This is a genomic window from Phenylobacterium sp. (assembly GCF_030697305.1).
Classification (GTDB): Bacteria; Pseudomonadota; Alphaproteobacteria; order Caulobacterales; family Caulobacteraceae; genus Phenylobacterium.
The window spans coordinates 1-25,776 of sequence record NZ_JAUYQL010000122.1; the positions used below are offsets into that span (position 1 = coordinate 1).

Below are 25,776 nucleotides of genomic sequence, written 5' to 3' on the forward strand. Positions count from 1 at the left end.
GAAGTCGCCGACCAGCACCGTCGCGTCCTCGGTCAGGCCACGAGCGAAGAAGAACGCCGCGCCGACGGGCTCGTAGGCGTAGAGCATCTCGGTGAAGCCCTGCCGCCGGAACGCCTCCTCATAGCGTTCGAGCGCCAGCGCTGGGTTGGGCGCAGCGCCGGCGAACGTCACAGGCCGGCCGACGATCACCCGCGCCGGCGACCGGATCATCGCGGACCCAGCGTGAGACCGCAGCCGCGCCAGGAACACGCTCAACAGATCCTCGAACTTGTAGCGCCGCTCAAGGATCCGCGTTTCGCTGAACGCCTCGCTGGCGGCGAAGGTCTTGAACGACTGGATGAACCGGGTCTCCAGCGGGTCCTCGGCATAGGCCTCCACCGCCCAAGGGCCCGCCTCGACCGTGCGGTCGCGGGGGCGGTCGGCTGGCGCATGGAAGCTCAGCGTGGAGCGGAACGCCGTGGTCTCGCCTTCCGGCGCGGGGAAGGCGACGAGCCTCGCGGCCTCCCCCGGCGCCGCCGTGGCGAGCACGGTGTTGGTCGTGCCGAAATCAACGCCCAGGCTGAAGCCGGCGGTCATCACGCGCTCCATGCGCCGGGTACGGGCCGGGCGTCAGTCGCTGTCAGGCGGCGACAGCGGCCGTGGTTTCGGCGCCCGTCTGCCGGTAGGCGGCCAGCGTCGCCATCTGCAGGATGCGCGACACCGAGGCCGACAGCGGGCAGATCTGGATCGACTTGGACAGGCCCAGCAGGATCGGTCCGATCACCGTCGCTTCGCCCAGCGATTCCACCAGCTGGGTGGAGATCGAGGCCGAGTGGATCGCCGGCATGATCAGGACGTTCGCTGGACCGGTCAGGCGCATGAACGGGTAGTTGACCCGCCGCGTCGGATCGAGCGCCAGCGACGGCGGCATCTCGCCCTCGTACTCGAAGTCGAGGTCCATGCCGTCCAGGATCGCCACCGCCTCGCGCACCTTCTGCGAGCGTTGTCCCATGGGGTTGCCGAACGCCGAATAGGACAGGAAGGCGACGCGCGGGTCGTAGCCCAGGGCGCGCACGGCGCGGGCGGCCTCGCGGGCGATCTCCACCAAGTCCTCCGCCTCGGGCATCTCGGTGACGTTTGTGTCTGCGATGAATAGGGTGCGGCCCTTGGCCAGCACCGTGGTCATGCCCATCACCCGTCCGCCGGGGGCGGGATCGACGACGCGCAACACTTCCTCCAGCACCTGGTCGAAGCTGCGGGTGACGCCGGTGACCATGCCGTCGGCGTGGCCCAGAGCCACCATGCAGGCGGCGAAGGAGTTGCGGTCCTGGTTGACCAGCCGCTGCACGTCGCGCTGCAGGTAGCCTTTCCGTTGCAGGCGCGAATACAGGTACTCGACGTATTCGGGATTCCGGTCGGACAGTCGCGCGTTGATGATCTCCAGCGGCGCCTCGCCGGGCTGCAGGCCGGCGCGCAGCATGTTCTCGTGCACCAGCTCCTCGCGGCCCACCAGCGCAGCCTGGCCCAGGCCCGCCGTCTGGAAGGCGTAGGCGGCGCGGATCACGCTCAGCTCTTCGCCTTCCGCGAACACCACACGACGGCGGTTCGGACCCGACAGCACGGCCCCCTGCAGGCGCTGCAGGAACGCCGCGGTGGGGTCCAGGCGCTGGGCCAGCGAGGCGCGGTAGATTTCCATGTCCTCGATCGGCCGGCGCGCCACGCCGGTCTTCATCGCGGCTTCGGCGACGAACGGCGGGATGTACCAGATCAGCCTGGGATCGAACGGCGTCGGGATGATGTACTCCGGCCCGAACTTGAGCTGGCGGCCATGATAGGCGGCGGCGACCTCGTCGGGCACGTCCTCGCGCGCCAGCATGGCCAGCGCGTTGGCGCAGGCGATCTTCATCTCCATGTTCACCCGCCGTGCGCGCACGTCGAGCGCGCCGCGGAAGATGTAGGGGAAGCCCAGCACGTTATTGACCTGGTTCGCGTAGTCGCTGCGTCCCGTGGCGACGATGGCGTCGGGCCGCACGGAATAGACTTCTTCGGGCGTGATCTCAGGGTCGGGGTTGGCCATGGCGAAGATGATCGGCCGTGGCGCCATCGCCTTCACCAGGTCGGCGGTCAGCGCGCCCTTCACCGACAGGCCGATGAACACGTCGGCGCCCACCAGGGCCTCGGCCAGCGTGCGCTTGTCGGTATCGATGGCGTGGGCCGACTTCCACTGGTTCATGTCCTCGGCGCGGCCGCGGTAGAGAACGCCCTTGCGGTCGACGGCGATGACGTTGGCGTGCTGCACGCCCATCGCCTTGATCAGCTCCAGCGTGGCGATGCCGGCGGCGCCCGGGCCGTTCAGCACGACCTTGACGTCCTTCATGCTGCGCCCGGTGATCTTGCAGGCGTTGATCAGGCCCGCCGCCGAGATGATCGCCGTACCGTGCTGGTCGTCATGGAAAACCGGGATGTCGAGCAGTTCCTGCAGCTCGGTCTCGATGCGGAAGCACTCGGGACTCTTGATGTCCTCGAGGTTGATGCCGCCGAAGGTCACGCCGATGTTCTTGACCACCGTGATGATCTCGTCGGGATCGGTGGCCGAGACTTCGATGTCGATCGAATCCACGTCGGCGAAGCGTTTGAAGAGGACGCTCTTGCCTTCCATCACAGGCTTGGAGGCCAGCGCGCCAAGGTTGCCGAGGCCGAGGATCGCCGTGCCGTTGGAGATCACCGCCACCAGGTTGCCCTTGGAGGTGTAGTCGTAAGCCTTGTCAGGGTCCTCGGCGATCGCCAGAACGGGCACCGCGACGCCGGGCGAATAGGCCAGCGAGAGGTCGCGCTGCGTCGCCATCGGCTTGGTCGGCGAGATCGAGATCTTGCCTGGCGTCGGATAGCGGTGGAAGGCGAGCGCTTCCTCGTCGGTGAATGTGCGTTTCTCGGCGTCGCTGATCAAGGCGGCCTATCCTGCTTCAACAATCGATAAAGGGAACGCCAAGCTATAGAGCCCTCCGGATGGGAACAAAACCCGCGCTGGGCGTAGGGATTTATTATTTCACGACGCTGTGGGCTTCGGCGTTGACCGCAGGGCGCGCATCGCCAGACTTGCGTTTCCCTTGCGGCCCCGCCGCGTAAGCTCGCCCTTTCAGGAGGCCGCCCTGCCCGATCCCATCCGCATCGCCGTCGCGGGCGCGCTCGGCCGCATGGGCCGTGCGGCGGCGGCGGCCGTCGAAGCCCGGGACGGACTGGAGCTCGTCGCCCGGTTCGACCGCCCCGAGGCGCCCCAGGACGGCCTGACGCCGATCGACGCTGCGCTGGGCGGCTGTGACGTGGTTATCGACTTCAGCACGCCTGCGGCCTCGACCGCCCTCGCCCAGCTCAGCGCCGCGCGCGGTGGGCCGGCCCTGGTGATCGGCTCAACCGGCTTCGACGAGGCCCAGATCGCCGCCATCACCCAGGCCGCGCAGAACATCGCCATCGTGCGCGCCGGGAACTTCTCCCTCGGCGTCAACACCTTGCTGGGCCTGGTCGCCCAGGCCGCCCGCGCCCTGTCGGCCGACGCCTATGACATCGAGGTCTACGAGGCCCACCACCGCCGCAAGGTCGACGCGCCGTCCGGCACCGCGCTGATGCTGGGCGAAGCGGCGGCGCAGGGGCGCGGCCAGGCGCTGTCGGACGTGGCCGTGCGCGGTCGCGACGGGATCACCGGCGCGCGACGGACCGGCGACATCGGCTTCTCGGTGGTGCGCGGCGGCGGCATCGTCGGCGACCACAGCGTCATCTTCGCCGCCGAGGACGAGGTGCTGACCCTGTCCCACCGGGCCATGGACCGCGGCCTGTTCGCCCGCGGGGCCGTCGAAGCCGCGCGCTGGGTCGCCGGCCGCACGCCCGGCGCCTACGACATGATGGATGTCCTAGGGTTCAAGGGGGGAACCTGAATGCCGCGCCGCGACCTCGTTGAGCTCGACGCCACCGCCCAGCTCGCGGCGCTGGCCTCGCGACAGGTCAGCGCCGTCGAACTGCTGAAGTCCGCCCTCGCCCGCCACGAGCAGACCCACGCCCAACTCAACGCGGTGGTCGCCGTCGACCTGGAGCGCGCCCTGGCCCGCGCCGCCGCCATCGACGACCTTCGGGGACGCGGCGAGCATCTGGGCGTACTGGCCGGCCTGCCGATGACCATCAAGGACACCCTGGACGTGGCCGGCATGCCGGCGTCCTCGGGCCTCGAGCATCTGCGCCGTCGCCAGGCCGAGGACGCCGTCGCCGTCGCCCACGCCCGTGACGCCGGCGCGGTGATCTGGGGCAAGACCAACACCCCGGTGATGGCTGGCGACTGGCAGACCACCAACAAGCTCTATGGGACCACCAGCAATCCCTGGGACCCGTCCCGCACGCCCGGCGGGTCGTCCGGCGGCGCGGCGGCGGCGCTGGCCGCCCGGGTCACGGCGCTGGAGATCGGTTCCGACATCGGCGGCTCGCTGCGCGTCCCAGCCTCGTTCTGCGGGGTGTTCGCCCACAAGCCCACGTGGGGGATGGTCAGCCAGCACGGCCACGTGCCGCCCCGTCCCGGCGCATGGTCGGAGCGCGACCTCAACGTCATCGGCCCGATGGCGCGTTCGGCCCGCGACCTGCGCCTGCTGCTGTCGGTGATGGAGGACGGCCCGCTGGCCCCGCGCGCGCCGCCCGCCGACCTTGCCGAGACCCGAATCGGCCTGTGGCTGGACGCGCCTGATTTCCCGCTGGATCCACAGGCGCGGACGGTGCTCGAACGCCTCGCCGCTGCGCTGACGGCGGCCGGCGCGACCGTCGAAGTGATCAGCGCACCGGTGGATCCTAGGTCGCTGGTGAGCTCCTATCTGCTGCTCCTCTACTCGTTGCTGGGCCAAGACCTCCCTCCAGCGCGGATGCGGCGGTTCGAACGCCAGCGCTTCTTCGCCAGGTTCGCCAAGGACGGGCCCAATTCCTGGAAGACGCCGGTGATGGGCTTCACGGCGCGCCATCACGAGTGGCTGGAGGCCGACGCGGTTCGCGCACGCATGCGCCACCAGATGGACGCGGTGTTCGCCCGCTTCGACGTGATTCTGACCCCGTCGACGCCTCTGCCCGCCTTCCCGCACGACCCGCGACCGCCGACCGCGCGGCGGCTGACCGGCACAGACGGCGCGGTTATCCCTTATCGCAGCCTCTCGGCCTGGATCGCGTTAGCCACCGCTCTCGGGCTGCCCGCGACTGCGGTCCCGGCCGGCCTGACGGCGCAGGGCCTTCCGATCGGCGCCCAGATCATCGGCCCGCGCGGCGGCGACGCCCGCACCCTGGCGGTCGCCCAGGCCATCGACGAGAACATCGGCGGCTTCGTCGCGCCGCCCGAGCCCTAGCGCGCGCCCGTGGAGCCGAACCCGCCGGCCCCGCGCGCGGTCTCGTCCAGGCTGTCCACCTCGGTCCAGGCGGCCTGCACCACCGGCGCGATGATCATCTGCGCGATGCGGTCGCCCCGCCGGATGGTGAAATCCTCGGCTCCGAGGTTGATCAGGATCACCTTCACCTCGCCGCGATAGTCGGCGTCGATGGTGCCCGGCGTGTTCAGGCAGGTGACGCCGGACTTGGCGGCCAGGCCGGACCTCGGCCGCACCTGCGCTTCGAAGCCCCTGGGCAGCGCAAACGCGAGGCCCGTCGGCACGGCGATGCGCGCGCCGGGCGCCAGCACCATCGGCTGGTCCTGCGGCACGGCGGCGCGCAGGTCCATGCCGGCCGCGTCGGCGCTCTCATAGGCCGGCAGCGGCAGGTCGAGGTTGTGCTCCAGGCGGCGGATCGGCACGGTCGGCGTCAACTGAGTTCCTCGGCGATGCGTCGGGCCAGCTTTCGGGCCACGGCGGACTTGGCGGTACGCTCCCAACGCTCCACGCCCTGGGAGGAGACGATCGCCACAGCGTTCTCGTCGCCGCCCATCGTGCCGGCGACGCTGACGTCGTTGGCGACGATCCAGTCGCAACCCTTGCGGCCCAGCTTGGCGCGCGCGTGCGCCTCGACGTCGTTGGTCTCGGCGGCGAAGCCGACCACCAGCCGCGGCCGCCGATCGCCCTTCGACAAGGTGGCGAGGATGTCGGGGTTCTCCACCAGGACCAAAGTTGGCGCGACCGCGGCCTCGCCCTTCTTGACCTTCAACGCCCCTGTGGTCTCCGGCCGCCAGTCGGCGACCGCGGCGACGCAGACGGCGATATCGGCCGGCAACGCCGCCTCGCAGGCCGCCAGCATCTCGCGTGCGGTCTCCACGTCGACCCGCCGCACGCCCGCGGGCGTCGGCAAGGCCGTGGGGCCGGACACAAGGGTCACCTCGCAGCCCAGCGCGGCCAGCTCCGCGGCGACGGCGTAGCCCTGCTTGCCGCTGGATCGGTTGGTCAGCAGTCGCACCGGATCGATCGGCTCGATGGTCGGCCCGGCGGTGACGATCGCCCGGCGTCCCCGCAACGGTTGGTCGTCGCCCGCCAGCGCGGCTCGGATCGCCTCCAGGATCGCCGCAGGCTCCGCCAGCCGGCCCATCCCGAACTCTCCGCAGGCCATGGCGCCCGGATCGGGACCGACGAACAGCACGCCGTCGGCGCGCAGGGTCGCCAGGTTTCGCTGGGTCGCCGGATGTTCCCACATCCGCACGTTCATCGCCGGCGCCATCAACACCCGCTTGTCGGTGGCCAGCAGCGTGGTGGAGGCGAGGTCATCGGCCAGGCCATGCGCCGCCTTGGCCATCAGGTCTGCGGTGGCCGGCGCAACCACCACCAGGTCGGCCGAACGCGACAGCTCGATATGGCCCATCTCGGCTTCGTCGGTCAGCGAGAACAGCTCGCCATGGACCTTGTCCTCCGACAGCGCCGACAGCGACAACGGGGTGACGAACTGCGCGCCCGCGCGGGTGAGGATCGGCCGCACGGCGCAGCCTTCCTTGCGCAGCAGCCGGGTGAGTTCCAGCGCCTTGTAGGCGGCGATCCCGCCGCCGACGATGAGGAGAATCCGCTTGCCGTCCAAGGCCTGTCGCCCTCCGCCCGATCGGGGGTCCCGTTTAAGCCATGCGGAGGCTCTGGACAAACCGGGCTGATTGTTCTTTATTTGTTCCAGCTTGACCATCGAAACGGGAATTCAGCGATGTTTGACGCCAGAACTGCGCTCGCGGGCGCGCTTACGATCGGCGCCCTGCTGGGGCTCCAGGCCTGCGACAACGGCCCCTCGGCGGTGGCCCAGCGCCCGGCCCAGTCGCCGCAGGCCTTCGCCTCCACGCCGAGCGGCCCATCGGACACGCCCTCGGACGACGCCCGCGCCCAGCCGGTGCGCCAGTTGGCCGGCAAGCCGATCTGGTCCTCCAGCCGCCGCTACAGCGCCGAGGAGAACGCTCAGCGCGCCTTCGATCGTAACGGCGATGCCTTCGGCGCCAGCAGCGTGGACGACTTCGCCCGCAAGGCCCACGCCTTCATCGACCGCCCGCCCGCCGGCGTGCTGACGCTGACGCGGGCCAAACGGCGACACCCTGCTCTACGACCCCAAGGCCAATATCTTCGCCGTCGCCAACCGCGAGGGCGCACCGCGCACCATGTTCAAGCCTGACGACGGCAAGGCCTACTGGGAAGAGCAGAAGACCCGCGAATCCCGCCGCCAGACCGCCGCCCGCAACGGCGCCGGCGGCGACGAGGGGTAGAACTCAAGTCCGCTCATCCCGGCGAAAGTCGGGACCCAAGCGGGCTGTCGGGGTGCAAACTGAAACCTGCTTTGCCTGGAGTGAACGCCCACCGGCGCGGCCTCTGGAGGTGGACGCCAGCCTCTCCCCTTCGCGAACGTCATCCTCGGGACAAGCCCGAGGATGACGGCGTTGGAAATGATGACCGCCCCCTAACGCCGCCTCAATCGCTCGAACCCATACCTGTCGCGGATCTCGTCTTGGAAGAAGCGGCCCTTGGATTCAGCGGCTATGAACGCCTCATGCACGCCTGCCGGCACGTCGCGGTAGGCGTAGGTCTTGCCGCCGCGGAAGCGCACGACCAGTCGCCCCCGCCTGGCGTCGTAGGCGATCTCGGAGATCGCGTCGGAGTCCACCTGCATGGCGCACGCGCTTTCCCGAACCTTGCTGACCACCGCAGAGTCCGAAACGTCGCCCCCGGTTCCGCAACCACAAGCGTAAGCCGGTGTTGTGCCCTATATGAACGTCGAGGGACGCTCTGGAGGCTCGATCTGACATGGCACGACCAAGCGTCATCGCCGCCGCACTCGTACTCGCCGCCGGGCTGGCGGCTTGCGCCACGCCGACCCCCTATCAACCGAACCGCCCAGGCCAGGCGGCCTCGGGCGGCTATTCCGAAGTCCGCATCGAGCCAAACCGCTGGCGGGTCAACTTCGCCGGCAACAGCCTGACCTCGCGCGAGACCGTCGAGGGCTACCTGCTGTTCCGCGCCGCCGAGCTGACGGTGCAGCAGGGCGACGACTGGTTCGCCATCGTCCAGCGCGACACCGAGACCAATCGCCAGACCTATGTGGAGCCGGATCCGTTCTATCGGCCCTGGTACGGTCCGAGCTTCGGCTACTGGCGGCCGTCCTGGCGCTACTATGGCGCGGGCTATGGCTGGCGGAGCTGGAATCCCTACTTCGGCGATCCGTTCTGGGCCGACCGGGTGGACGTTCGCACCGTCGAACGCTTCGAGGCCAGCGCCGAGGTGGTCACCCACCGCGGGCAGAAGCCGGTCGCCGACGCCAACGCCTTCGACGCCCGCGCGGTGATCGACAACCTCGGCCCCCGCGTGGTGCGCCCCGCGCCTTAGTCGCGCGACGACGGTTGCCGGCGGCGGCCCGCGTCAGCTACCTAGCGGTTCCGTCATCCGCTGGAGCCGCGATGGACCGCGCCAAGATCCTGGCCATGATCGACCTGGCCCACGGGCGCGGCCTGGAGATTGGCGCGCTCAACCGTCCGGTCATCACCCGCGACATGGGCGCCGTCGAATACATCGACCGCGCGCCCACCGAGGAGCTGCGCCGCTGGTATGCGATCAACGACGAGGTGGACGTCGACCAGATCGTCGACGTCGACCACGTCTGGGGCTCGCAGACCCTGTTCGAGTGCGTCGGACGTCAGCGGGTCTACGACTACCTGGTCGCCAGCCACGTCATCGAGCATGTGCCGGACCTGTTCGGCTGGCTGGGCGAGATCGCCTCGGTGCTAGCCGACGGCGGGATCGCCTCGTTCGTTGTGCCCGACAAGCGCTTCACCTTCGATGTCCTGCGCCGCACCAGCGGCGATTCCGAGCTGGTCGACGCCTATGTGCGCGGCCTGCGCCGGCCGGAGGCGCGGCAGATCTTCGACCACTTCTACGGCTTCCGCGACCTGGGATCCGAAGCGGTTCGCGGCGGCGCCTCGCCCGCCGACCTGCCGCCGACCCACGACGCGCGCGAACTCATGGAGCTGTGCCGCCGCACTCAGGAGAACGGCGAATACATCGACACCCATTGCTGGGTGTTCACGCCCTCCACCTTCGTCGACGCGCTCGATCTCGGCAGCCGCCTCGGCGTGCTGCCATTCGAGATCGCCTCGGTGATCCCGACCCCAGCGGGCTCGCACGAATTCTTCGTGGCGCTGCGCCGCCTGCCGGACGGCGCGCCTGAGGCGCAGCGCGCCGCCTTTGTCGCCAGCCGCGAAACACTGTGGCCGCGCGAAGCGGGCGATCCCGAAATCGAGGCCCTCGCCGCCCGCGCCCACGCCGCCGAGGCAGCGGCCGCGGCGCTGCGCCGCTCGGCGAGCTGGCGGGTCACCGCGCCGCTGCGGGCGCTGGCCACCGGCTTGCGCGGTTTGCGTCGCCGCGCCTGAAAACCCGGCGTTTCTTCACAGTTTCAGCTTCCTTAACCGAACCTTCTTCACCCTTGGCGAGTCCATGTTAGGCTGCATGGGCCTGCTGAGGGGTGTGTGATGCCTTATCGTTGCTTGCATTGCGACCATACCTGCGATCACCCGACGACCACATCGGCGGCGTGTTCGACCAGCGGCTGCGGGTTCAAGGCCGGCCATTTCCGCTACGAGCCGGACGCCGGCGACCCTGACGCCCACGCCCGCCGGGCCGCACGCTCGGCGCTGATCTGGTGCTGGGCGCCGATCGCATCCGGTATCGGTTTGTGGGGTTGGGCCCAGCAGCAGGCGTCGCCCGGCGGCGTCGAAGCGCTGGCGATCCTGGGCGCCGGCCTCGCCGTCTTCGGCCTGGTGGCGGGGGGCCGCGGCCTCACCGCTCTGTTGAACGCGCCGAAACCCTCGCAACGCTAATCGCCGAAAGGCGTTCAAGCTTCGCCTTTCGGGCGAGTCCGCGCCCGGCCCGACTGTCGAGCGCCCGCATTGTGTGGCGCGGGCGACGGGCGGCCCACGAAACCAAACCGGGAGATTCCAGGATGCGTTACGCTTTCGCGACCGTTGCCGCCGTTCTCAGCCTCGCCGCCGGCGCAGCCCACGCCGAGACCCTCAAGTACTCGGCCGCCCTCACCGGCGCGCAGGAGGTTCCAGCCAACACCGAAGCCGGCAAGGGTTCGGTCACGGCCACCCTCGACACCGTGACCAAGGTCTTCGACTACACCGCCACCTATGCGGGCCTGAGTGGGCCGGCCACAGCCGCCCACTTCCACGGCCCCGCGCCGGCCACCGCCAACGCCCCGCCGACCGTGCCGGTCGCCAGTCCAGCCAGCCCGATCAAGGGCGCGGCGACGCTGACCGACGCGCAGATCGCCGATCTCAAGGCCGGCCTGTGGTACTTCAACGTCCATTCCGCGGCCCATCCCGGCGGCGAACTGCGCGGCCAGCTCAAGACCGCCGACATGGCTCACAGCCACTGAATACGAGACTTCTGAGCCTCTGAACCCGGCGCGGCCGCTCCTCTGTGGACCTGCCGCGCCGCAGGCGCGTCGGCGCGTGGCATGCATCTGGCAATCCTCGCGCGCTTATGGTCCGTTGCGGCGGTCGTTGGGGAATAGTGATGCGTCTGCAGCCGGAGGCCGCCCTGGCCGATGACCGCTATGTTTTCGTGCAGGACTTCCTCAAACGCCGCCCGGCGCCCGCCGAGGGTGGCGGCGTGTTCGATCTTGGGGCCGGCGAGGTCTCGGTGATGCGCGCCGACGTCGAATCGGCCGGCTACACATGGCGCGGTTTCGACCTCGTGCCGAGTTCGGCCGACGTCTCACAGTGGAACATCGACACCCCGTTCACCGGGTCTGAGCGAGCCGATGTGGTCCTGCTGATGGACGTCATCGAACATACCTTCAATCCCGGCTTCGCCATCCGCAACATCGCCGACGCCCTGAAGCCCGGCGGCCGGCTGGTGATGACCACGCCCAATCCGCGCTGGAGCCGGGCGCGCACCCTGCACCTGTTCTCGGGCTTTCCGGCCTGCTTCACCCAGCACGACCTCGACGTGAACCACCACGTCTTCCCCCTGTGGCCCCACGTCATGGAACAACTCGTCGCCGAGGCCGGCCTTGAGGTGGAACGCTACGTCGTGCTCGATCGCGACGAGATCAAACCCAAGCCGCTCAGCGCCGCCTCTCCCGGACTGTGGGTCGAAGGGCTGATGCGCAAGGCCATCGAAGCGCGCGACCTCTCGTCCCGCGGCATGTCCTACGCCGTCGTCGCGAGGCGCGCGGGCGCGGCTGCGTAGGCGCTCCGCTCCATCCCACGACATTGACGTCATCCTCGGGCTTGTCCCGAGGATCCATGCGCACGGGAAACGCCGGAAAGTTAGCCGAGCCGCCGCGCCCATCTGTCCCCCACGGGGTTCATGGATCCTCGGGACAAGCCCGATGATGACGTCCGGGAGGAGGAGGGATTGTGCTCCTCTTCAAACGCGCGCCAGCGGCCGCACCTTGGCGAAGGACGCGGCTCTAGCTGTGCGGCGGCCATCGGGCGGAGGGCCCGCCTGGATCCCTGCTTTCGACGGGATGAGCGGTTGGGGTCAAGGCGTGTAGGCGCGCATGAACCTTGCCGCGGCGGCCTGGGTGATGCGCTCGACTTCCGCGTCGCTCACGGCCTCGCGGACGTCGAGCAGGAAGCGGGTTTGGTGGGAGCCGACCACCATGCCGAAGAAGAATTCCGCGGCCAGGGCGGCGTCATCGATCGCCAGGCGCCCGGCGGCGCCCTCTCGGGTCAGGAATTGCGCCAGCCGCGCCCGCGACGCCTTGAGCCCCGCCTCGTAGATGGCGCGCGCCAGGTCGGAGACGTCGGGCGTGCCTTGCACCGCCAAGCGTAGCAGCGAGTTGGCGCCCTGGTTCAGCACGCCGTGCAACACCTGGCGGCCGAGGATGGCCAGCGCGACTTCGGGATTCTCGGCGGCGCCCGGCATGTCGAGCGGCGCGGTCATCGTCTCCACCCGCATCTCGATCAGGGCGCGCAGCAGCTCCGCCTTCGAGCCGTAGTGGTTGTAGATCGTTTGTTTGGACACGCGGGCCTGACGGGCGATTTCCTCCATCGGCGCGTGCAGTCCGCGCGCCGCGAACACTTCGGACGCCGCCTTAAGGATGGCCTGACGCTTGGCGAGATCGACCTGACCGGCGACGCGGGGCATCAGTGACCGCCTCCGGCCGGGCGCACGGTGACCCGCGCCGGACGCGAGATGAAGCCCAGCAGGGCCGCGACCAGAGTGGCCGCGGCCGCTGCGGCGAAGGCGTCGTCGAACGCCAGGGTCACGGCCTGGCGGCGGATCATCATGCTTAGCGCCTTGAATGCGGCGCCCTCGGGGTCGGCGGTCCCGCGCTCCTGCATCAGGGCGACCAGACCATCCATCATGTCGCGGGTCTGGCTGGCCGCGGGACCCACCGCCGAAGTCAGCTCGCCGAAATGAACGGCGGTCTGCTGGCTGAGGATCGAGGCGAGCCAGGCGAGGCCGATGGCGCCGCCGACGTTGCGGACCAGGGACAGCAGCCCCGAGGCGTCCTTCATCATGCTAGGCGGGAGGGTGGAGATCGCCAACTGCTGGGCGGCCGACATGGCCACCAGGGTCCCGAAAGCACGTAGCGCCTGCAGCACCGCGAACTCGCCGAAGCCCCAGTTGGCGTTGACCTGCATGCCAAGCGCAGTGCCCCAGGCGACGATGAAGAGGCCGCCGATTATCGACACCCGCAGGTCCATCGACCGCACGATCTTGCTGGTGAAGGGCGCGAACAGCATCATCGTGGCGCCGGTGACCAGCATGGTGTTGCCGACCTGCCCTGACGAATAACCCAGTACCTGGGCGAGGAAGAGCGGGATGACGAACCCCGCCGTGAACGACACCATCCCGCCCATGGCGCTCATCAGGGCGCCGACCGCGAAGTTGAAGTTGGTGAACGGCCGCAGCGAGACGATCGGCTGGGCGTAGGTGAGCTGGCGCCAGATGAAGGCCGCACCGGCAAGTCCGGCGAGCACGGTCAACCACAGGATCACGCTGTCCCGCAGCCAGCCGTCGTCCGGGCCCTCTTCCAGCACATACTGCATCGACAACAGGAAGACGGTCATCAACCCGAGGCCGAGCCAGTCGACGCCCTGCTTCATGGATGGGTCGCCCTTGTCGAATTCGCCGAACCGGAAAACCAGCGCCAGCGCGAGCAGGCCGACCGGCGCATTGATGAAGAACAGCCAGCGCCAGCCCAGCGCCTCGGTCAGATGGCCGCCGACCGTGGGCCCAATCGCCGAGGAGAAGGTGATCAACAGGGTGGTGAAGACGTTGACGTTCAACCGCCAGCGCATCGGGAAGATGGTCATGGCGGTGGCGAACACCGGCGGGATCATCGCGCCCGCCGAGAGCCCCTGCAGCGCGCGGGTGACGACCATCACGTCGAACGAGGTCGCAGCGCCCGTCGCGGCCGAGGACAGGATGAAGGAGACCAGCGCGACCATGAGGAAGCGCCGCGTGCCGAACATCTTGGTGAGGTAGGCCGTGAGCGGCATGCTCACTACTTCGGCCAGCAGATAGATGGTCTGGATCCAGCTGATCTGGTCGGCGGTGGCCGAGACACCGGACTGGATCTGCGACAATGACGAGGCGACGATCTGGATGTCGAGGAAAGCCAGGAACTGGCCCAGCGCCATCCCCAGGAAACCCAGCCAGACCGGAATCCAAAAGCCTGGCCCTTCGCCCTTCAGGCCGTCTGGCCCCGGGGGGCCATAGTCGCGCGCGCCGCTCATCGCGGGGGGGCGTTAGCCGCTCCATGGGCGGCGTAGGCGCCGGCCGCCTTGGCGGAGGCGACGCCCGCGCCCGCGCGGCGGCTGACGTCCACCTTGACCTCGACCGACAGCCCCGGGCGCAAAGCGGTGGCCAGGGGTGAGCCGCGATCGACGGCGATGCGCACCGGCACGCGCTGGGCGATCTTGGTGAAATTGCCGACGGCGTTCTCCACCGGGATCAGCGCGAATTCGGAGCCGGTGGCCGGGGCGAAGCTCTGGATTCGGCCGTTGATGACCTGGCCGCCGAAGGCGTCGGCGTGGATCGACACGGGCTGGCCGATGCGCAGCCGTGCGAGCTGGGTCTCCTTGAAGTTGGCGATCACGTAGCTGTCGCCCACCGGCACGATGCTCATCAGCGCCATGCCCGGCCGCACGTACTGGCCGGGCCGCACGGCGCGCGCGCCGACCACGCCGGACGCGGGCGCGCGCAACTCGGTCCGTGACAGGTCGATGCGCGCCTGGTCGACCAGGGCTTGGGCTGCGTCGGCCGAAGCCAGGGTCTGATCGCGCGCCGAGCCCAGGGATTGATTCGCCCGGCGCTCGGCTTCCAGGCCGGCCTGGGCTTCGGCCACCGCGGCGCTCGCCTGGTCGGCCCCGGCGCGGGCGGTCTGCAGGCGCTGCGGCGAAATGTAGCCGCGACCCGCCAGCGCGCCGTAGCGGTTCATCTCGGCGGCGGCGAGGGCCGATTGGGCGCGCGCGCTCTGAACGCCGGCGGCCTTCTGGGCGATCAACGCCTCGCCAAGCCTGGCCTTGTCGTCGACCCCGCGGACAGCGGCGTTCAGCGCGCGCGCATTGGCCTCGGTCTCCACCAGCCGGGCGCGGATGCTGGCCGCGTCCAGTCGCACGACCACCTGGCCGACGCGCACCGGCTGGTTATCGGTGACCAGAACCTCGGTCACATAGCCGTCGATCTGCGGCGCCACGGAGATCTTGTCGGCCTGGATGAAGGCGTTGTCAGTCTTCTCGTACTTCTGGCGGTCGGCCCACCAGAAGCCGGCGCCGACCACGACGGCAACCGCCACCACCGTGGTCACGATGATGGTCCTCCGCCGGCCCGGCATGGGTTTCTCCCCGCTCTATTCTTGGGACTGAGACGTCTGGTCAAAGACGTATCATCGGGTGCGGGACGTGCAAACGCAAAAGTGGACCGTGGGGTCCATCTATGCCGAGCGTGAGGCTGGACGAACCCGGCGCTTGGGCGGCATATCCGCGGGATGGCCGACGCATTCGACGCTGACGTAGTGATCGCTGGAGCCGGCATGGCCGGCGCCACCCTGACGTTGGGCCTGGCGAGAGCCGGCCTGCGCTGCGTGCTGATCGACCCGCAACCGTTCGAGGCCCAGGTCGCGCCAAGCTTCGATGGGCGGGCCTCGGCGGTCGCCTATGCGGCGTTCCGGCAATGGCGGGTGCTGGGCGCGGGCGCGGCGCTGGAGCCGGACGCCCAGCGTATCGAGCAGATCCTGGTCACCGACGGCCATGCGCCGGGCGCGGCGGCGGGACGCGGGCGTGGCTTCCACCTGCATTTCGACGCCGCGGAGATCGCCGACCGGGCCGACGGCGAACCGCTGGGCTACATGCTGGAGAACCGGCTGATCCGCGCCGGCCTCGCCGCCGCGGTGCGCGACGCCGGGATCCAGGTGCTGGCCCCGGCCAGGGTCGCGGCGCTCGAGGTCGACGCCCGGGCCGCGACGGTGCGGCTGGAGGACGGCCGTGCGCTCAGGGCCGCGCTGGTGGTCGGAGCCGAGGGGCGCGGCTCGGTGATCCGCCGTGCGGCGGGCATCGGCGCGGTGGGTTGGGACTATCCGCAGACCGCGGTGGTGGCGACCGTCGGCCTGGAACGCGACCACGCCGGCGTCGCCTACGAGTACTTCCTGCCGGGCGGACCGTTCGCCATTCTGCCGTTGACGGGGCGCCGCGCGAGCCTGGTGTGGACCGAGCCCACGGCGCGGGCCGAAGCGCTGAAAGCCGCCTCGCCGGAAGCCTTCCACGCCCACCTGGCGCGGCGGTTCGGCGACTTCCTGGGCGAGGCGAGGATCGAGGGCGCGGTGTTCACCTATCCGCTGAGCATGCAGCTGGCCAAGCGGCTGGCCGCGCCGCGTGTGGCGCTGCTGGGCGACGCGGCGCACGGGGTGCATCCGATCGCCGGCCAGGGTCTGAACCTGGGCCTGAAGGGTGCGGCGGCGCTGGCCGAGACCCTGGTGGACGCGGCGCGGCTGGGTGAGGACATCGGCTCGCTGGCGGTGTTGGAGCGCTACGCCCGCTGGCGGCGGTTCGACACCGCGATGCTGGCGGCCGGCATGGACGCCTTCGTGCACCTGTTCTCCAACGCCAATCCGGTGCTGCGTCTGGCGCGCGGGCTGGGCATGGCGGCGGTGAACCGCATCGGGCCGGCGCGGCGGATGTTCATGCAGGAGGCCGGCGGCGGGTTGGGCGACCTGCCACGGCTGCTGCGGGGCGAGGCGCTGTGAGGAGCGAGACCTGCCCTACTCGCCCTCGGCCAGGGAGCGGGCTTCTTCCGGCAGCATGATCGGGACGCCGTCGCGGATGGGGTAGGCGAGTTTGGCGTTGCGGCTGATCAGTTCGCCCTTGGCGCGGTCGTACTCCAGCGGCCCGTGGGTCACCGGACAGACCAGGATCTCCAGCAGGCGCGGGTCGACGTCGCCGCCGAGATCGACGTGATGGGGTTCACTCATGACCAAGCCTTACTGGAGCGGATGCGGTTCGTCATCGTCGTCGTCGAGAGCGTCGATCTCCAGCAGCGCGGTCAGGACCTGGAAGCGGGCGGCGAAATCCTCGGCCTCGAGGATGGCCTGCTTCTCACTGGCGTTGAACGGCAGGCCCATGGCGAGGCTGTTGGCCAGCGCCTCCAGCGGGGCGGTCGAGGCGGTGTCCCAGTCGATGTCCAGCTCACGGTGGTTCAGGTAGCGCTTCAGCGCCTTGGCGAACCTGGGCCGGTCGACGCCGGCGAGCGGGGCCTCCTCCAGCAGGTCTGTCGCGAACGGTTCGAACCGCGAGCGCACCTGGCGATAAGGCGTGCGCACCGCGAGCTCCTCGCCGGCACTGAAACGGCAGATGCCGGTGAGCGTGATCAGGTAGCGCCCGTCCGAGGTCTCGGCATAGCTGGTGATGCGGCCGGCGCAGCCGACGGCGGCCAGCCCCGGGTTGGCCCGATCGCCGCCCGCGCGCTTCTGGATCATGCCGATCATGCGGTCGCCGGCCATGGCGTCGTCGACCATGTTCAGGTAGCGCGGCTCGAATATCTGCAGCGGCAGGTCGCCTCGCGGCAACAGCAGCACCCCATCCAGCGGGAACACCGGGATCACCTGGGGCAGGTCCGCCGCGGTCCTGTAGCCGGTGGTCATGGCGCGCCCTCCTTAAGAGAACAGGATCGCCGACAGCCGCCGGCGTCCCTGGCGCGCCACGTCGGACGCGCCGCCGGCCGCCTCGAACACCGTCAGCAGCTGCTTGCGCGCCGCCTCCTCGTTCCAGTCGCGGTCCTTGTCGATGATGGTCAGCAGGTGGTCGGCGGCCTCGGCGAGCTGTCCCTGGGCGGCCAGCGCCTTGGCGAGCTCGAAGCGCGCCTCATGGTCGCCGGCGTCGGCGGCCAGCCGCTGCTCGTACTGGCCGGTGTCGGAGGCGGGCTGGGCGGCTAGGGCGAGCGCCGCGCGGACGCTGTCGAGCTCCGGATCCTTGGAGCCGGGCGGGGCCATCTCCAGCACCTCCAGCGCACGCTCGGCGTCGCCCTGAGACTGGTAGACCCGCGCCATGCCGGCGATCGCCTTGAGGTTCGCTGGATCGGCCTGCAGCAACTGGGCGTAGGCCTGGGCCGCGCCGCCGACGTCGCCGAGGCTCAACGACTCTGCGGCCATGGCCAGCAGCTCCTCAGCCGCGCTCGCGTCGGCCGCGCCGGGATCGCCGATGCGCTTGACGAAAGCCTGCACCTCGCTGTCGGGCAGCGCGCCCATGAACCCGTCCACAGGCCGGCCGTCGACGAAGGCGAACACCGCGGGGATCGACTGCACCCGAAGCTGGCCGGCGTAGGCGGGGTTCTTGTCGACGTCGATCTTGACCAGCTTGACCGCGCCCTTGGCGGCCAGCACCGCGCGCTCCAGCGCCGGCCCCAGTTGCTTGCACGGGCCGCACCAGGTCGCCCAGAAGTCGACGATCACCGGCTGGATGCGCGAGGCTTCCAGCACGTCGGCCGCGAAGCTGGCGTCAGTCCCGTCCTTGATCAGGTCTGCGGCGGGTGGTGCGGCGGCGGTTTCCCCGATCAAGGTCATGCGGGCGGCTCCTTATTGGGTCTCGGGCTTGGGTCTCGGGTCGTCGTTGAACGTTCGCGCACCCTAGATGGTCGCAAGGCGCGTGCGCTTCAACGCCTGCTGCGTCAGGCCAGGGTCAGGCTTTCGAAGTCGACGATCAACGGCGAAATCCCGACGGCGGCCAGGAATGTGCGAAAGCCCGCCTGGCTGAGCGCGGTGGTCGCGGTGTTGACCAGCGGATGGAAGTTCACCGTGGCGGCGTCGGCCAGCGCCTTGTCCAGCACGAATCGCACGCGGCGCTCGGCGTCGTTGACCAGGGCGAAGGCGGTGACCGAACCCGGCGTCACGCCCAGCGTGCGCTCCATCAACTCGGCGGAGCCGAACGACAGCCGGGCCGCGCCGATCACCGCGGGCAGGCGCTTCAAGTCCACCTCAGTCGTGTCCTTGGCCGAGATCAACCAGAGCTGGCCCTTGGCGTCCTTGAGGAACAGGTTCTTGGTGTGGGCGCCCGGAAGCTGCGCCTTGACGTCCTCGCCCTCGCCGACGCGGAACACCGCGCGGTGTTCGAGCGTCGCGGGCGCCGCCCCGATCTGCTCGAGGAAGCCCAGCAGTTGCGCCTGGGTTTGCATCGCCGCTCCAATAGCGCAACTGGACGCGGATGCGAGCGCCTGGGTACAGGTGAGGGTCGAAGTATTCCGCTCTAACGTCGCGAGCCCGCCATGGAACTCGAGTGCTACCCCGTCGCCGAACGCCCGCCGGAGATCGTCGCGGGCCGCCCGCAGCGCGGCTGGATGGAGCGGTTCTCCGAACGCCATCCCTACCGCTGCCTGCCGCTGACCATGGCCAACACCACGGGGTGGGAGATCCTCTGTCCCATGGCCGTGACCATGGAGTGGAACGGCGGGGTGCTGCAGAGCGACATCACCCTGAAGCCCGACAACCCGAACCCGGATTTCCACCACCTGGTGAAGTCGCACTTCAGCCATGGGGTGGTGACCTTCCACCCGGGCTATCTGTTCCGTACGCCGCCCGGCTGGTCGATGTGGGTGATGGGGCCGCCCAACCACGTGAAGGACGGGATCCAGCCGCTCGCAGGGCTGGTGGAGACCGACTGGCTGCCGTTCCCCTTCACCATGAACTGGCACTTCACCCGACCCGGCCGCGTGCGCTTCGAAAAGGGCGAGCCGTTCTGTTTCATAACGCTCGTGCAAGACAAGCCGTTGGCGCAGATGCAGCCGGTGATCCGCCGCATGGACGCCAACCCCGAGCTGCGCGGTCAATACGACATGTGGGAGAAGCACCGCGCCGACTTCAACGCCAAGATCTTCCGCCTCGACCCGGAGGCCACCAAGGAGGCCTGGCAGCGGTACTATTTCCGCGGCGAATTCCCCGAGGACATCGCCCCTGCGCCCGAGGGTCACGTCAACAAGCGCCGGCTGAAGACGCCGCGGTTCGGCGGCTGAGGCGGATGGCGCAGACGCGGGTGGCGCAGACGTGGGTGGAGGCGGATCGCATGCGCGCCCGCTTGCCAACCGCCGGGGCGTCTGCCATAAGCCGCCTCTCGAAATTTCGGGGGCGGGACTTGTATCCGACCTCGAGGAGCGCGGGCGTAGCTCAGGGGTAGAGCACAACCTTGCCAAGGTTGGGGTCGAGAGTTCGAATCTCTTCGCCCGCTCCAAAAACCACCGCACGATCGCAGACTGAACAAACCCCCCTGTGGGGCATGCCCTCGCGGCAGGTTCTTGTGCTAAGGCCCGGATGAGAACGGCGGATGCCGGCGTTCGGCGCACCGCGGCGCGAGGGTGAGCACAGCATGAGCCAGGCAAACACGACGGCGGACCCGCGGACCGGCCCCACGTGGGGCGTGTCCAGCGTGCTCTATGCGGCGATGATCACCACCTATTCGGGATTGGGGGCGCTGTACGCCTTCATGCCGGTGGTGGGGCGCGACAGCCGTCCGGCCTCGGGCGCCGAGTCCGTGGCCGCGCGATAGGCGCAGGCAAAAAGGAAACCCCGCCGGCGCGGACGCCGACGGGGCTCTTCAGTCTGGGATCCCGCCGCTTGAACGGGGGGCGTCAGTTAGAACTTCTTGGTCAGAGCAATCTTGTAGGTGCGGCCGTAGGGATCGGCGTTACCCGGGTCGTAACTGTAGTCCACCCGCGCCAGCGGCGGGTCGGTGTCGAAGACGTTGGCGATGTTCAGGACGACCGTAGAGTCCCACGGCAGCTGGAGCCGATAGGTCAGGTCGGTGGTGATGTAGGCCTTGATGCTCTGCCCGTCGAGGGAGCGCGGCGTGATGGTGGCCTGAGCCGCCGTCGCGACGTCGCCGGTCGCCAGGTTGCCGATAAACACCGCTGGACGCTGGTCGCGATAGGCGCCGACGATGTTGGTCTGGATCCGCAGGTTATTCGGCCCGCGGGTGAACTCCGCATAGACACTGCCTTTCCAGCGCGGCAGCGCGAAGTAGCCGGTCTGGAAGTTCAGCTTGCCCACCGCGTTGAACGCCTGCCCCAGCACCAGACCTTGGGGGGTGACCACCCTGGCGACCTGGTATTTGTTCGTAAAGGTCACGTCCGTGCCCAGCGTGAACTCGGCGCCGGTCACGTCCCTGAAGGCGTCGAACACCTGATCGACCTCGATCGAGCCTGAGAAGTCGAAGCCGTCGGTCTTCACGCCGCCCGCGTTCGTGTACTGCGTGAAGATGGTGGCGATATTGGCCACCGCGCAGACGTTGGGACTGAAGGTGAAGCGCGCCTGCAGTTGGGCGAAGGCCGGATTGCCGCAGTTCACGCTGCTGTTGGCCGGGAACATCGCGGCGATGAGCGGCGCGAGGCCTTCCTGGACGAACGGCTGGGTGAAGTCGAAATTCCAGTAGTCGAGGGTCGCCCGCGCCGGACCCGCCTTGAAGATGGCGCCCACGCTGTAGGTGGTGGCCTTCTCGGGCTGGAGGTTCGGGTTCCCCGCGGTGATCGAGGCGCGATAGAAGCCGGACACCTGGGCGACGGTATTGGTCGGCGACGGGTCCAGATATTGCAACGGCGGCGCCCGGAAGGTGGTGCCGACCGACCCGCGCAGGGCCAGCCAGTCGAAGACCTTCCAGCGCAGGTCCAGCTTGGGGTTGAAGGTGTCCGAGCCGCCGCCGTACCGCTCATAGCGTGCGGCGACGTGGGCGCCGATGCCATCGGTGATCGGCAGGTTCAGTTCGGCGAACGCGGCGTAGACGTTCTGCACGACGTTGGTCGGCGTCGACAGCCCGCCCAACACGAACGGGCCGGCCTTGTTGGTGCAGTTGATCAGGCCATCGAGCAGGGTGTTGGGACATGGCGTCACGTTCACGTCGTTGAGCGCGCCGTAACTGGCCCTGTAGAAGTTGCGGCGAAACTGGCCGCCCGCCGCCCATCCGACCTTGCCGCCTGGAAGCTCGATGAAGGGCAGCTGGCCGTTCATCACGCCGTCGACCACGAACAGCCGGGTGGTGTTGTCGATCAAAGTGTCGCCGTGTATCCACCGGATCAGTTGCGGGTTGTTGGCCACAGAGGGACTGAACAACGGGTTGGCTTGGCCGGGGGTGACCAGGCCGACCGGGGAGAAGTTCGCGAAGTTGTTGGAGAACGGGTTCAGGTAGTAGCAGCCCACCGCGGTGTTGCCCGCGTTGGTGGTGAAGCCGTTGGTTACCGCCGACGTGCAGGTCGGGCTACCCGCGAGGCTGCCATAGCCGCGCAGCGCCAGTTGCTGGCGATAGGTGATCTGGTCGTAGCCACGATCATGGTAGTTCATCGCGTGGTAGGTGGCCGAGAGGTCCCAGCCGATGTCGTCGAACATCTTGCCGGAGAACCCGCCGGAAAGCCGATAGCTCTTGAAGACGAGGTGGTTGAGCCTGGGACCGCCCTCTTCGTCCGGGAGGCCGCTCGCCAACGGCAACCCGCTTGGACCGACCGGCCGGAACGTCACGCCCGCGAAGGCCACACCCGTCGCAGCCGCCGGGATCGCGTTGGGGAATTGCGTGCGCAACAGGGCCAGGCCCGGGTTGCTGGCCGGGATGTAATAGAATCCCGGGAACGGCGAGGTCGCAGCGTCCGGCGGCGGGTTGGTCGTCGGATAGGTCGGCGAGTTGGCGGTCAGCGAGGTGCTCTCGGCGTAGAGCGCCTCACCGTGGAACTTGAGCGTATCGCTCAGGTCGAAATTGGTTTCGCCGTAGAGCTGCAAGTGCGTTTCCGGGTTCGCCAGAAACGAGAAGACCGTCGAAAGGCGCGAGTAGCAGGCCTGTCCGCCCACGGCGGTCGAGCCCTGGCTGGTCGAGAAGCCCGGCTGTGCGCCAAGGGTGGCGCAACCCGGGTCGCGGATGACTGACGCCGCCGCGGTCTGCACTGCCCCGTTGACGACCGGGAAGAAGGCGCCGGGCGTGTTGGCCGGCGACCAGGTGCCTTCCGGATTCTGAAGATAGGCACGACGGTTGAAGGAGCGCGCGTTGCCGCGCAGTTTCCCCTGTGTCTGCCAACCGACGCTCAGCAGGATATTGCCCCGGTCGGTGTTGTAGCCGTAGACGGCGCTCAGATTGTAGTCGGGGTCTTCGGCGTCCGGCACAAATTTCACCGAGCCGGAGAGCAGAAGGCCGTCGTAGTTCTTCCGCGTGATGAAGTTCACGACGCCGCCGATGGCGTCCGAGCCGTAGGTCGCCGCGGCGCCGTCCTTGAGGACCTCGACCCGGCCGATGGCGGCCTGCGGCAGCGAGCCCACGTCCACGAAGGTGTTGCGCGTCGGCACGCCGGTGAGGCGCTTGCCGTTCAGCAGCACCAGGGTGCGGGCCGGGCCCAGGTTGCGCAGGTTGGCGCTGACCACCCCGTAGGGTGCGACGCCGGCGCCCGTGTCGAAGGTCTGCTGACCGTTGATGCCGCCGTTGGCGGGCAGCTCCTTCATCGTCTCGATGATGTTCGGACTGCCCCGGCGCTGGAGCGTATCGGCGCTGATCACGTTGACCGGCAAGGCGGCGTCCTCCGGCGTGCCGACGATGAAAGAGCCGGTGACCACCACCTCATCGACGGTCGCAGGCGCCGCTGCGTCAGCCGCGCTGGCCTGCAGCGGATGGGTCAACAGGGCGGCAAACCCCGTAGCCGCACTCGCAAAAAGGCGCCTGCGCGCCCTGGTGTTTGGCATGATTTCCCCCAAATGGCTAAATTAGTTCTGTATTAGGCGTTGAAATATCAGTAAAAACTGCCGATTTCTGACATGTGCGACGAAACCAAGTGTGGGACGACATAAAAGACGCCGCCCCGCGAGCGAGCGATACATTTCGATGCCGCAATATCAAGCCACATTTGACAGAACGGCAAAACGCCACGTCGGCGCGTTCTCAGGCATTTAGCAGCCGCGACCGATTCCGCTCTCGCGGCCTTGGCTTTCCTTATCAGGCCATAGCCGCTTTTCGAGCTTGTGCGCGCGAGCCCCCTGCGGGGCATGCCCTCACGGCAGGTTCTTGTGCTAAGGCCCGGATGAGAACCGCGGATGCCGGCGTTCGGCGCACCGCGGCGCGAGGGTGAGCACAGCATGAGCCAGGCAAACACGACGGCGGACCCGCGGACCGGCCCCACGTGGGGCGTGTCCAGCGTGCTCTACGCGGCGATGATCACCACCTATTCGGGATTGGGGGCGCTGTACGCCTTCATGCCGGTGGTGGGGCGCGAACTGAAAATCCCCGACGCCCTGGTCGCCTCGACGGCCTCGGCGTCGTCGCTGATCTGGTTCCTGGTGGCGCCCCTGTGGTCGTCGGCGTCCGACCGGGTGGGGCGCAAGGCGATCATCCTGGTGGGGTGCGCGGGCTTCGCAGGCTCCAGCGCGCTGACCGCGCTCGCCATCCACATCGGCATGGTCGGCTGGGTCGCGCCGATGACCGCCTTCGTCGCCATCGTCGGCTCGCGCTGTTTCATGGGCCTGTTCGGGTTCTCCGCGGGCCCGGCGTCGCAGGCCTATGTGGCCGACCACACCAGTCCCGAGAACCGCACGCAGGCCCTCAGCATGCTGGCCTCGGCGCAGGGACTGGGCAGCATCCTGGGCCCCGCCGCCGCACCGTTCATGATCCTGCCGATCCTTGGGCTCGCCGGGCCGATGTTCTTCTTCTTCGTGATCGGCACGGCGGTGTTGGTGGCGGCCTGGGTGCTGATCCCGGCCGACCGCCGCGAGAACGTTCCGGCGCGCGCCAGCCAGCCGTTGCTGCAGCGCCTGGGCCTGCGTGGCGGCTTCTGGGGCGACCCGGTGGTCGGCCCCTTCGTCTGGTGCTCGCTGTGGCTGGGCGTGGTGACCATCGTCAACGCCCAGGTGATCGGCTTCATGATCATCGACCTGACCGGCCTGCCGCCGATGAAGGCGCAGGTCTACACCGCCTATGTGCTGATGGGCGGGGCGCTGGTGTCGGTGGTGGCGCAGTCGGCGCTGATCCCGATGTTCAAGCTGCAGCCGGGCCGGCTGATCTGGCTGGGGCTGGTGATCGCCATCGTCGGCAACGCCGTGCTGGTGCTGTCGCAGTCGGTATGGCCGGCCGCGGCCGGTTTCGCGCTGGCCAGCCTCGGCTATGCGTTCATCCGGCCGGGGGTCACGGCGGGCGCCTCGCTGGCTGCTTCCGACTCCCGGCAGGGCGAGGTGGCGGGCGTGATCGCCTCCTCCGGCATCGCCGGCGTGATCTTCGCGCCGGTGATCGCGCTATCGATCTATCAGTACTGGCGTGACGGGCCTTACCTGATCAATGCGCTGGCGCTGGTCGCCATCCTGGTCTTCGTGCGGGCCAATGCGCCGCTGCGCAACGCCGGCGCGCAATCCTGATGCGCAGCTCGCAAAACGCCGGTTCACGGATGCTCAACCTCTAACGGGCTGTATAAGCTCGACAAGAGGACAGGGCATGAACCAGTTCGTGACGCTGCTGAGCGCAACCTGCGCGCTGGCCATCGGGGTCGGCGTGATGGCCTACTTCTACGGCTACGTCTTCCGCGCCAGGGGATTTCGGCCGCTTCACGCGGTCACGCTCTGCTCCACCGTGATGGCGTTGGCCCAGTTGATGTTGTCGATGCAGGGCGGGCCGGAGGCGGAGACGGCGCACGTCTCGGCGACGTTCTTCGTCGTCGTGGCGACCTTCGCGCAGGCTGTGGTGGCCGTGCGCGGCCGCAAGGCCCGAGCGCCGTTCGAGACTGCGGACACCGCACCGGCCGAGCCGGACGCCGCCTAGGGGCGGCACTCGGGCGTCCGACGAACGGTTGAGTTTACCGCGCCGCCGCGCCTAGCAGCGGGCCGCGGCTTGAGCCTGGCGCCGTCATCCTCGGGCTTGTCCCGAGGATCCATGCACAAGGGAGACGCCGGACA

At 69.0% G+C, this 25,776-nt stretch carries 25 protein-coding genes, 1 tRNA gene and 1 pseudogene; 14 read left to right on the forward strand and 13 right to left on the reverse strand.

Translation table 11 applies throughout. From position 1 onward, the window contains the following. Positions 1–576: pseudogene (locus Q8R27_RS12745) on the reverse strand (Hsp70 family protein); the annotation flags it as partial. Positions 577–619: 43 nt separating this feature from the next. Further along, positions 620–2,923, reverse strand: coding sequence for an NADP-dependent malic enzyme (locus Q8R27_RS12750; protein WP_305699400.1), 2,304 nt, complete (start codon positions 2,921–2,923; stop codon positions 620–622). A gap of 205 nt (positions 2,924–3,128) precedes the next feature. Between Q8R27_RS12750 and dapB the strand changes: the two genes are divergently transcribed. Together dapB and Q8R27_RS12760 are read left to right on the forward strand one after the other, a co-directional pair. Continuing rightward, positions 3,129–3,908 carry a 4-hydroxy-tetrahydrodipicolinate reductase gene (gene dapB, locus Q8R27_RS12755; protein ID WP_305699401.1) on the forward strand — a complete coding sequence of 260 codons (780 nt, stop codon included), beginning with the start codon at positions 3,129–3,131 and terminating at the stop codon, positions 3,906–3,908. Next, a complete protein-coding gene (locus Q8R27_RS12760) occupies positions 3,909–5,345 on the forward strand; it encodes an amidase family protein (RefSeq protein WP_305699371.1) in 1,437 nt (478 codons plus the stop codon). On the opposite strand, the gene dut is transcribed toward Q8R27_RS12760, so the two are convergent. Together dut and coaBC are read right to left on the reverse strand one after the other, a co-directional pair. Continuing rightward, positions 5,342–5,797: a dUTP diphosphatase gene (dut, locus tag Q8R27_RS12765; RefSeq protein WP_305699372.1), complete on the reverse strand. Its 456-nt coding sequence runs from the start codon at positions 5,795–5,797 to the stop codon at positions 5,342–5,344. The genes Q8R27_RS12760 and dut overlap by 4 nt on opposite strands. After that, entirely contained in the window at positions 5,794–6,987 is a 1,194-nt protein-coding gene (gene coaBC, locus Q8R27_RS12770) for a bifunctional phosphopantothenoylcysteine decarboxylase/phosphopantothenate--cysteine ligase CoaBC (protein ID WP_305699373.1), read from the reverse strand. The genes dut and coaBC overlap by 4 nt, the downstream gene beginning before the upstream one ends. A 117-nt stretch (positions 6,988–7,104) precedes the next feature. Between coaBC and Q8R27_RS12775 the strand changes: the two genes are divergently transcribed. Continuing rightward, positions 7,105–7,560, forward strand: coding sequence for a hypothetical protein (locus tag Q8R27_RS12775; RefSeq protein WP_371134698.1), 456 nt, complete (start codon positions 7,105–7,107; stop codon positions 7,558–7,560). Positions 7,561–7,842: 282 nt separating this feature from the next. On the opposite strand, the gene Q8R27_RS12780 is transcribed toward Q8R27_RS12775, so the two are convergent. After that, the gene (locus Q8R27_RS12780) at positions 7,843–8,052 is read right to left on the reverse strand and encodes a KTSC domain-containing protein (RefSeq protein WP_305699374.1); all 210 of its coding nucleotides are present in this window, start codon (positions 8,050–8,052) and stop codon (positions 7,843–7,845) included. 134 nt (positions 8,053–8,186) lie between these two features. Between Q8R27_RS12780 and Q8R27_RS12785 the strand changes: the two genes are divergently transcribed. The 5 genes from Q8R27_RS12785 to Q8R27_RS12805 all read left to right on the forward strand — a co-directional run bounded on the left by Q8R27_RS12785 (position 8,187) and on the right by Q8R27_RS12805 (position 11,630). Continuing rightward, positions 8,187–8,765 carry a hypothetical protein gene (locus Q8R27_RS12785; RefSeq protein WP_305699375.1) on the forward strand — a complete coding sequence of 193 codons (579 nt, stop codon included), beginning with the start codon at positions 8,187–8,189 and terminating at the stop codon, positions 8,763–8,765. Positions 8,766–8,836: 71 nt separating this feature from the next. Continuing rightward, a complete protein-coding gene (locus Q8R27_RS12790; protein WP_305699376.1) occupies positions 8,837–9,805 on the forward strand; it encodes a methyltransferase domain-containing protein in 969 nt (322 codons plus the stop codon). A gap of 99 nt (positions 9,806–9,904) precedes the next feature. Next, positions 9,905–10,252, forward strand: coding sequence for a hypothetical protein (locus tag Q8R27_RS12795; RefSeq protein WP_305699377.1), 348 nt, complete (start codon positions 9,905–9,907; stop codon positions 10,250–10,252). A 122-nt stretch (positions 10,253–10,374) separates the two neighbouring features. Beyond that, positions 10,375–10,812 (forward strand): CHRD domain-containing protein, encoded by a 438-nt coding sequence (locus Q8R27_RS12800; RefSeq protein WP_305699378.1) that lies wholly within the window; start codon positions 10,375–10,377, stop codon positions 10,810–10,812. A 140-nt stretch (positions 10,813–10,952) separates the two neighbouring features. Further along, entirely contained in the window at positions 10,953–11,630 is a 678-nt protein-coding gene (locus Q8R27_RS12805; RefSeq protein WP_305699379.1) for a methyltransferase domain-containing protein, read from the forward strand. 294 nt (positions 11,631–11,924) lie between these two features. Here Q8R27_RS12805 and Q8R27_RS12810 read toward each other — a convergent pair whose 3' ends face one another. From Q8R27_RS12810 to Q8R27_RS12820, 3 genes are read right to left on the reverse strand one after another with little or no spacing between them, the layout of a single operon-like run. After that, a complete protein-coding gene (locus Q8R27_RS12810) occupies positions 11,925–12,533 on the reverse strand; it encodes a TetR/AcrR family transcriptional regulator (protein ID WP_305699380.1) in 609 nt (202 codons plus the stop codon). Then, positions 12,533–14,131, reverse strand: coding sequence for a DHA2 family efflux MFS transporter permease subunit (locus Q8R27_RS12815; RefSeq protein ID WP_305699381.1), 1,599 nt, complete (start codon positions 14,129–14,131; stop codon positions 12,533–12,535). Before Q8R27_RS12815 ends, Q8R27_RS12810 begins: the two co-directional genes overlap by 1 nt. Beyond that, the gene (locus tag Q8R27_RS12820; protein WP_305699382.1) at positions 14,128–15,231 is read right to left on the reverse strand and encodes an HlyD family secretion protein; all 1,104 of its coding nucleotides are present in this window, start codon (positions 15,229–15,231) and stop codon (positions 14,128–14,130) included. The genes Q8R27_RS12815 and Q8R27_RS12820 overlap by 4 nt, the downstream gene beginning before the upstream one ends. Before the next feature lie 153 nt (positions 15,232–15,384). Between Q8R27_RS12820 and Q8R27_RS12825 the strand changes: the two genes are divergently transcribed. Continuing rightward, positions 15,385–16,638: a UbiH/UbiF/VisC/COQ6 family ubiquinone biosynthesis hydroxylase gene (locus tag Q8R27_RS12825; protein ID WP_305699383.1), complete on the forward strand. Its 1,254-nt coding sequence runs from the start codon at positions 15,385–15,387 to the stop codon at positions 16,636–16,638. Between the two features lie 15 nt (positions 16,639–16,653). Here Q8R27_RS12825 and Q8R27_RS12830 read toward each other — a convergent pair whose 3' ends face one another. The 4 genes from Q8R27_RS12830 to Q8R27_RS12845 form a co-directional block, all read right to left on the reverse strand. After that, positions 16,654–16,863, reverse strand: a complete 210-nt coding sequence (locus tag Q8R27_RS12830) for a Trm112 family protein (RefSeq protein ID WP_305699384.1) — start codon at positions 16,861–16,863, stop codon at positions 16,654–16,656. Positions 16,864–16,872: 9 nt separating this feature from the next. After that, the gene (locus Q8R27_RS12835; protein WP_305699385.1) at positions 16,873–17,532 is read right to left on the reverse strand and encodes an LON peptidase substrate-binding domain-containing protein; all 660 of its coding nucleotides are present in this window, start codon (positions 17,530–17,532) and stop codon (positions 16,873–16,875) included. Between the two features lie 12 nt (positions 17,533–17,544). Beyond that, entirely contained in the window at positions 17,545–18,450 is a 906-nt protein-coding gene (locus Q8R27_RS12840) for a co-chaperone YbbN (RefSeq protein ID WP_305699386.1), read from the reverse strand. A 104-nt stretch (positions 18,451–18,554) separates the two neighbouring features. Further along, positions 18,555–19,058, reverse strand: a complete 504-nt coding sequence (locus tag Q8R27_RS12845) for a prolyl-tRNA synthetase associated domain-containing protein (protein WP_305699387.1) — start codon at positions 19,056–19,058, stop codon at positions 18,555–18,557. Positions 19,059–19,148: 90 nt separating this feature from the next. Between Q8R27_RS12845 and Q8R27_RS12850 the strand changes: the two genes are divergently transcribed. From Q8R27_RS12850 to Q8R27_RS12860, 3 genes are all read left to right on the forward strand, one after another. Next, positions 19,149–19,892 (forward strand): DUF6065 family protein, encoded by a 744-nt coding sequence (locus Q8R27_RS12850; protein WP_305597949.1) that lies wholly within the window; start codon positions 19,149–19,151, stop codon positions 19,890–19,892. A gap of 140 nt (positions 19,893–20,032) precedes the next feature. Continuing rightward, positions 20,033–20,107 (forward strand) — tRNA-Gly (locus Q8R27_RS12855). 135 nt (positions 20,108–20,242) lie between these two features. Continuing rightward, positions 20,243–20,422, forward strand: a complete 180-nt coding sequence (locus Q8R27_RS12860) for a hypothetical protein (RefSeq protein ID WP_305699388.1) — start codon at positions 20,243–20,245, stop codon at positions 20,420–20,422. Between the two features lie 86 nt (positions 20,423–20,508). Here the strand turns inward: Q8R27_RS12860 and Q8R27_RS12865 are convergent, their stop codons facing one another. Further along, entirely contained in the window at positions 20,509–23,520 is a 3,012-nt protein-coding gene (locus Q8R27_RS12865) for a TonB-dependent receptor domain-containing protein (RefSeq protein ID WP_305699389.1), read from the reverse strand. Between the two features lie 453 nt (positions 23,521–23,973). Here Q8R27_RS12865 and Q8R27_RS12870 point away from each other — a divergent pair, with 453 nt between their 5' ends. Together Q8R27_RS12870 and Q8R27_RS12875 are read left to right on the forward strand one after the other, a co-directional pair. Continuing rightward, positions 23,974–25,242 carry an MFS transporter gene (locus Q8R27_RS12870; RefSeq protein WP_305699390.1) on the forward strand — a complete coding sequence of 423 codons (1,269 nt, stop codon included), beginning with the start codon at positions 23,974–23,976 and terminating at the stop codon, positions 25,240–25,242. A 76-nt stretch (positions 25,243–25,318) separates the two neighbouring features. Next, complete coding sequence (locus Q8R27_RS12875) at positions 25,319–25,642, forward strand: hypothetical protein (RefSeq protein ID WP_305699391.1); 324 nt, start codon at positions 25,319–25,321, stop codon at positions 25,640–25,642. The last annotated feature ends 134 nt before the right edge of the window (positions 25,643–25,776 follow it).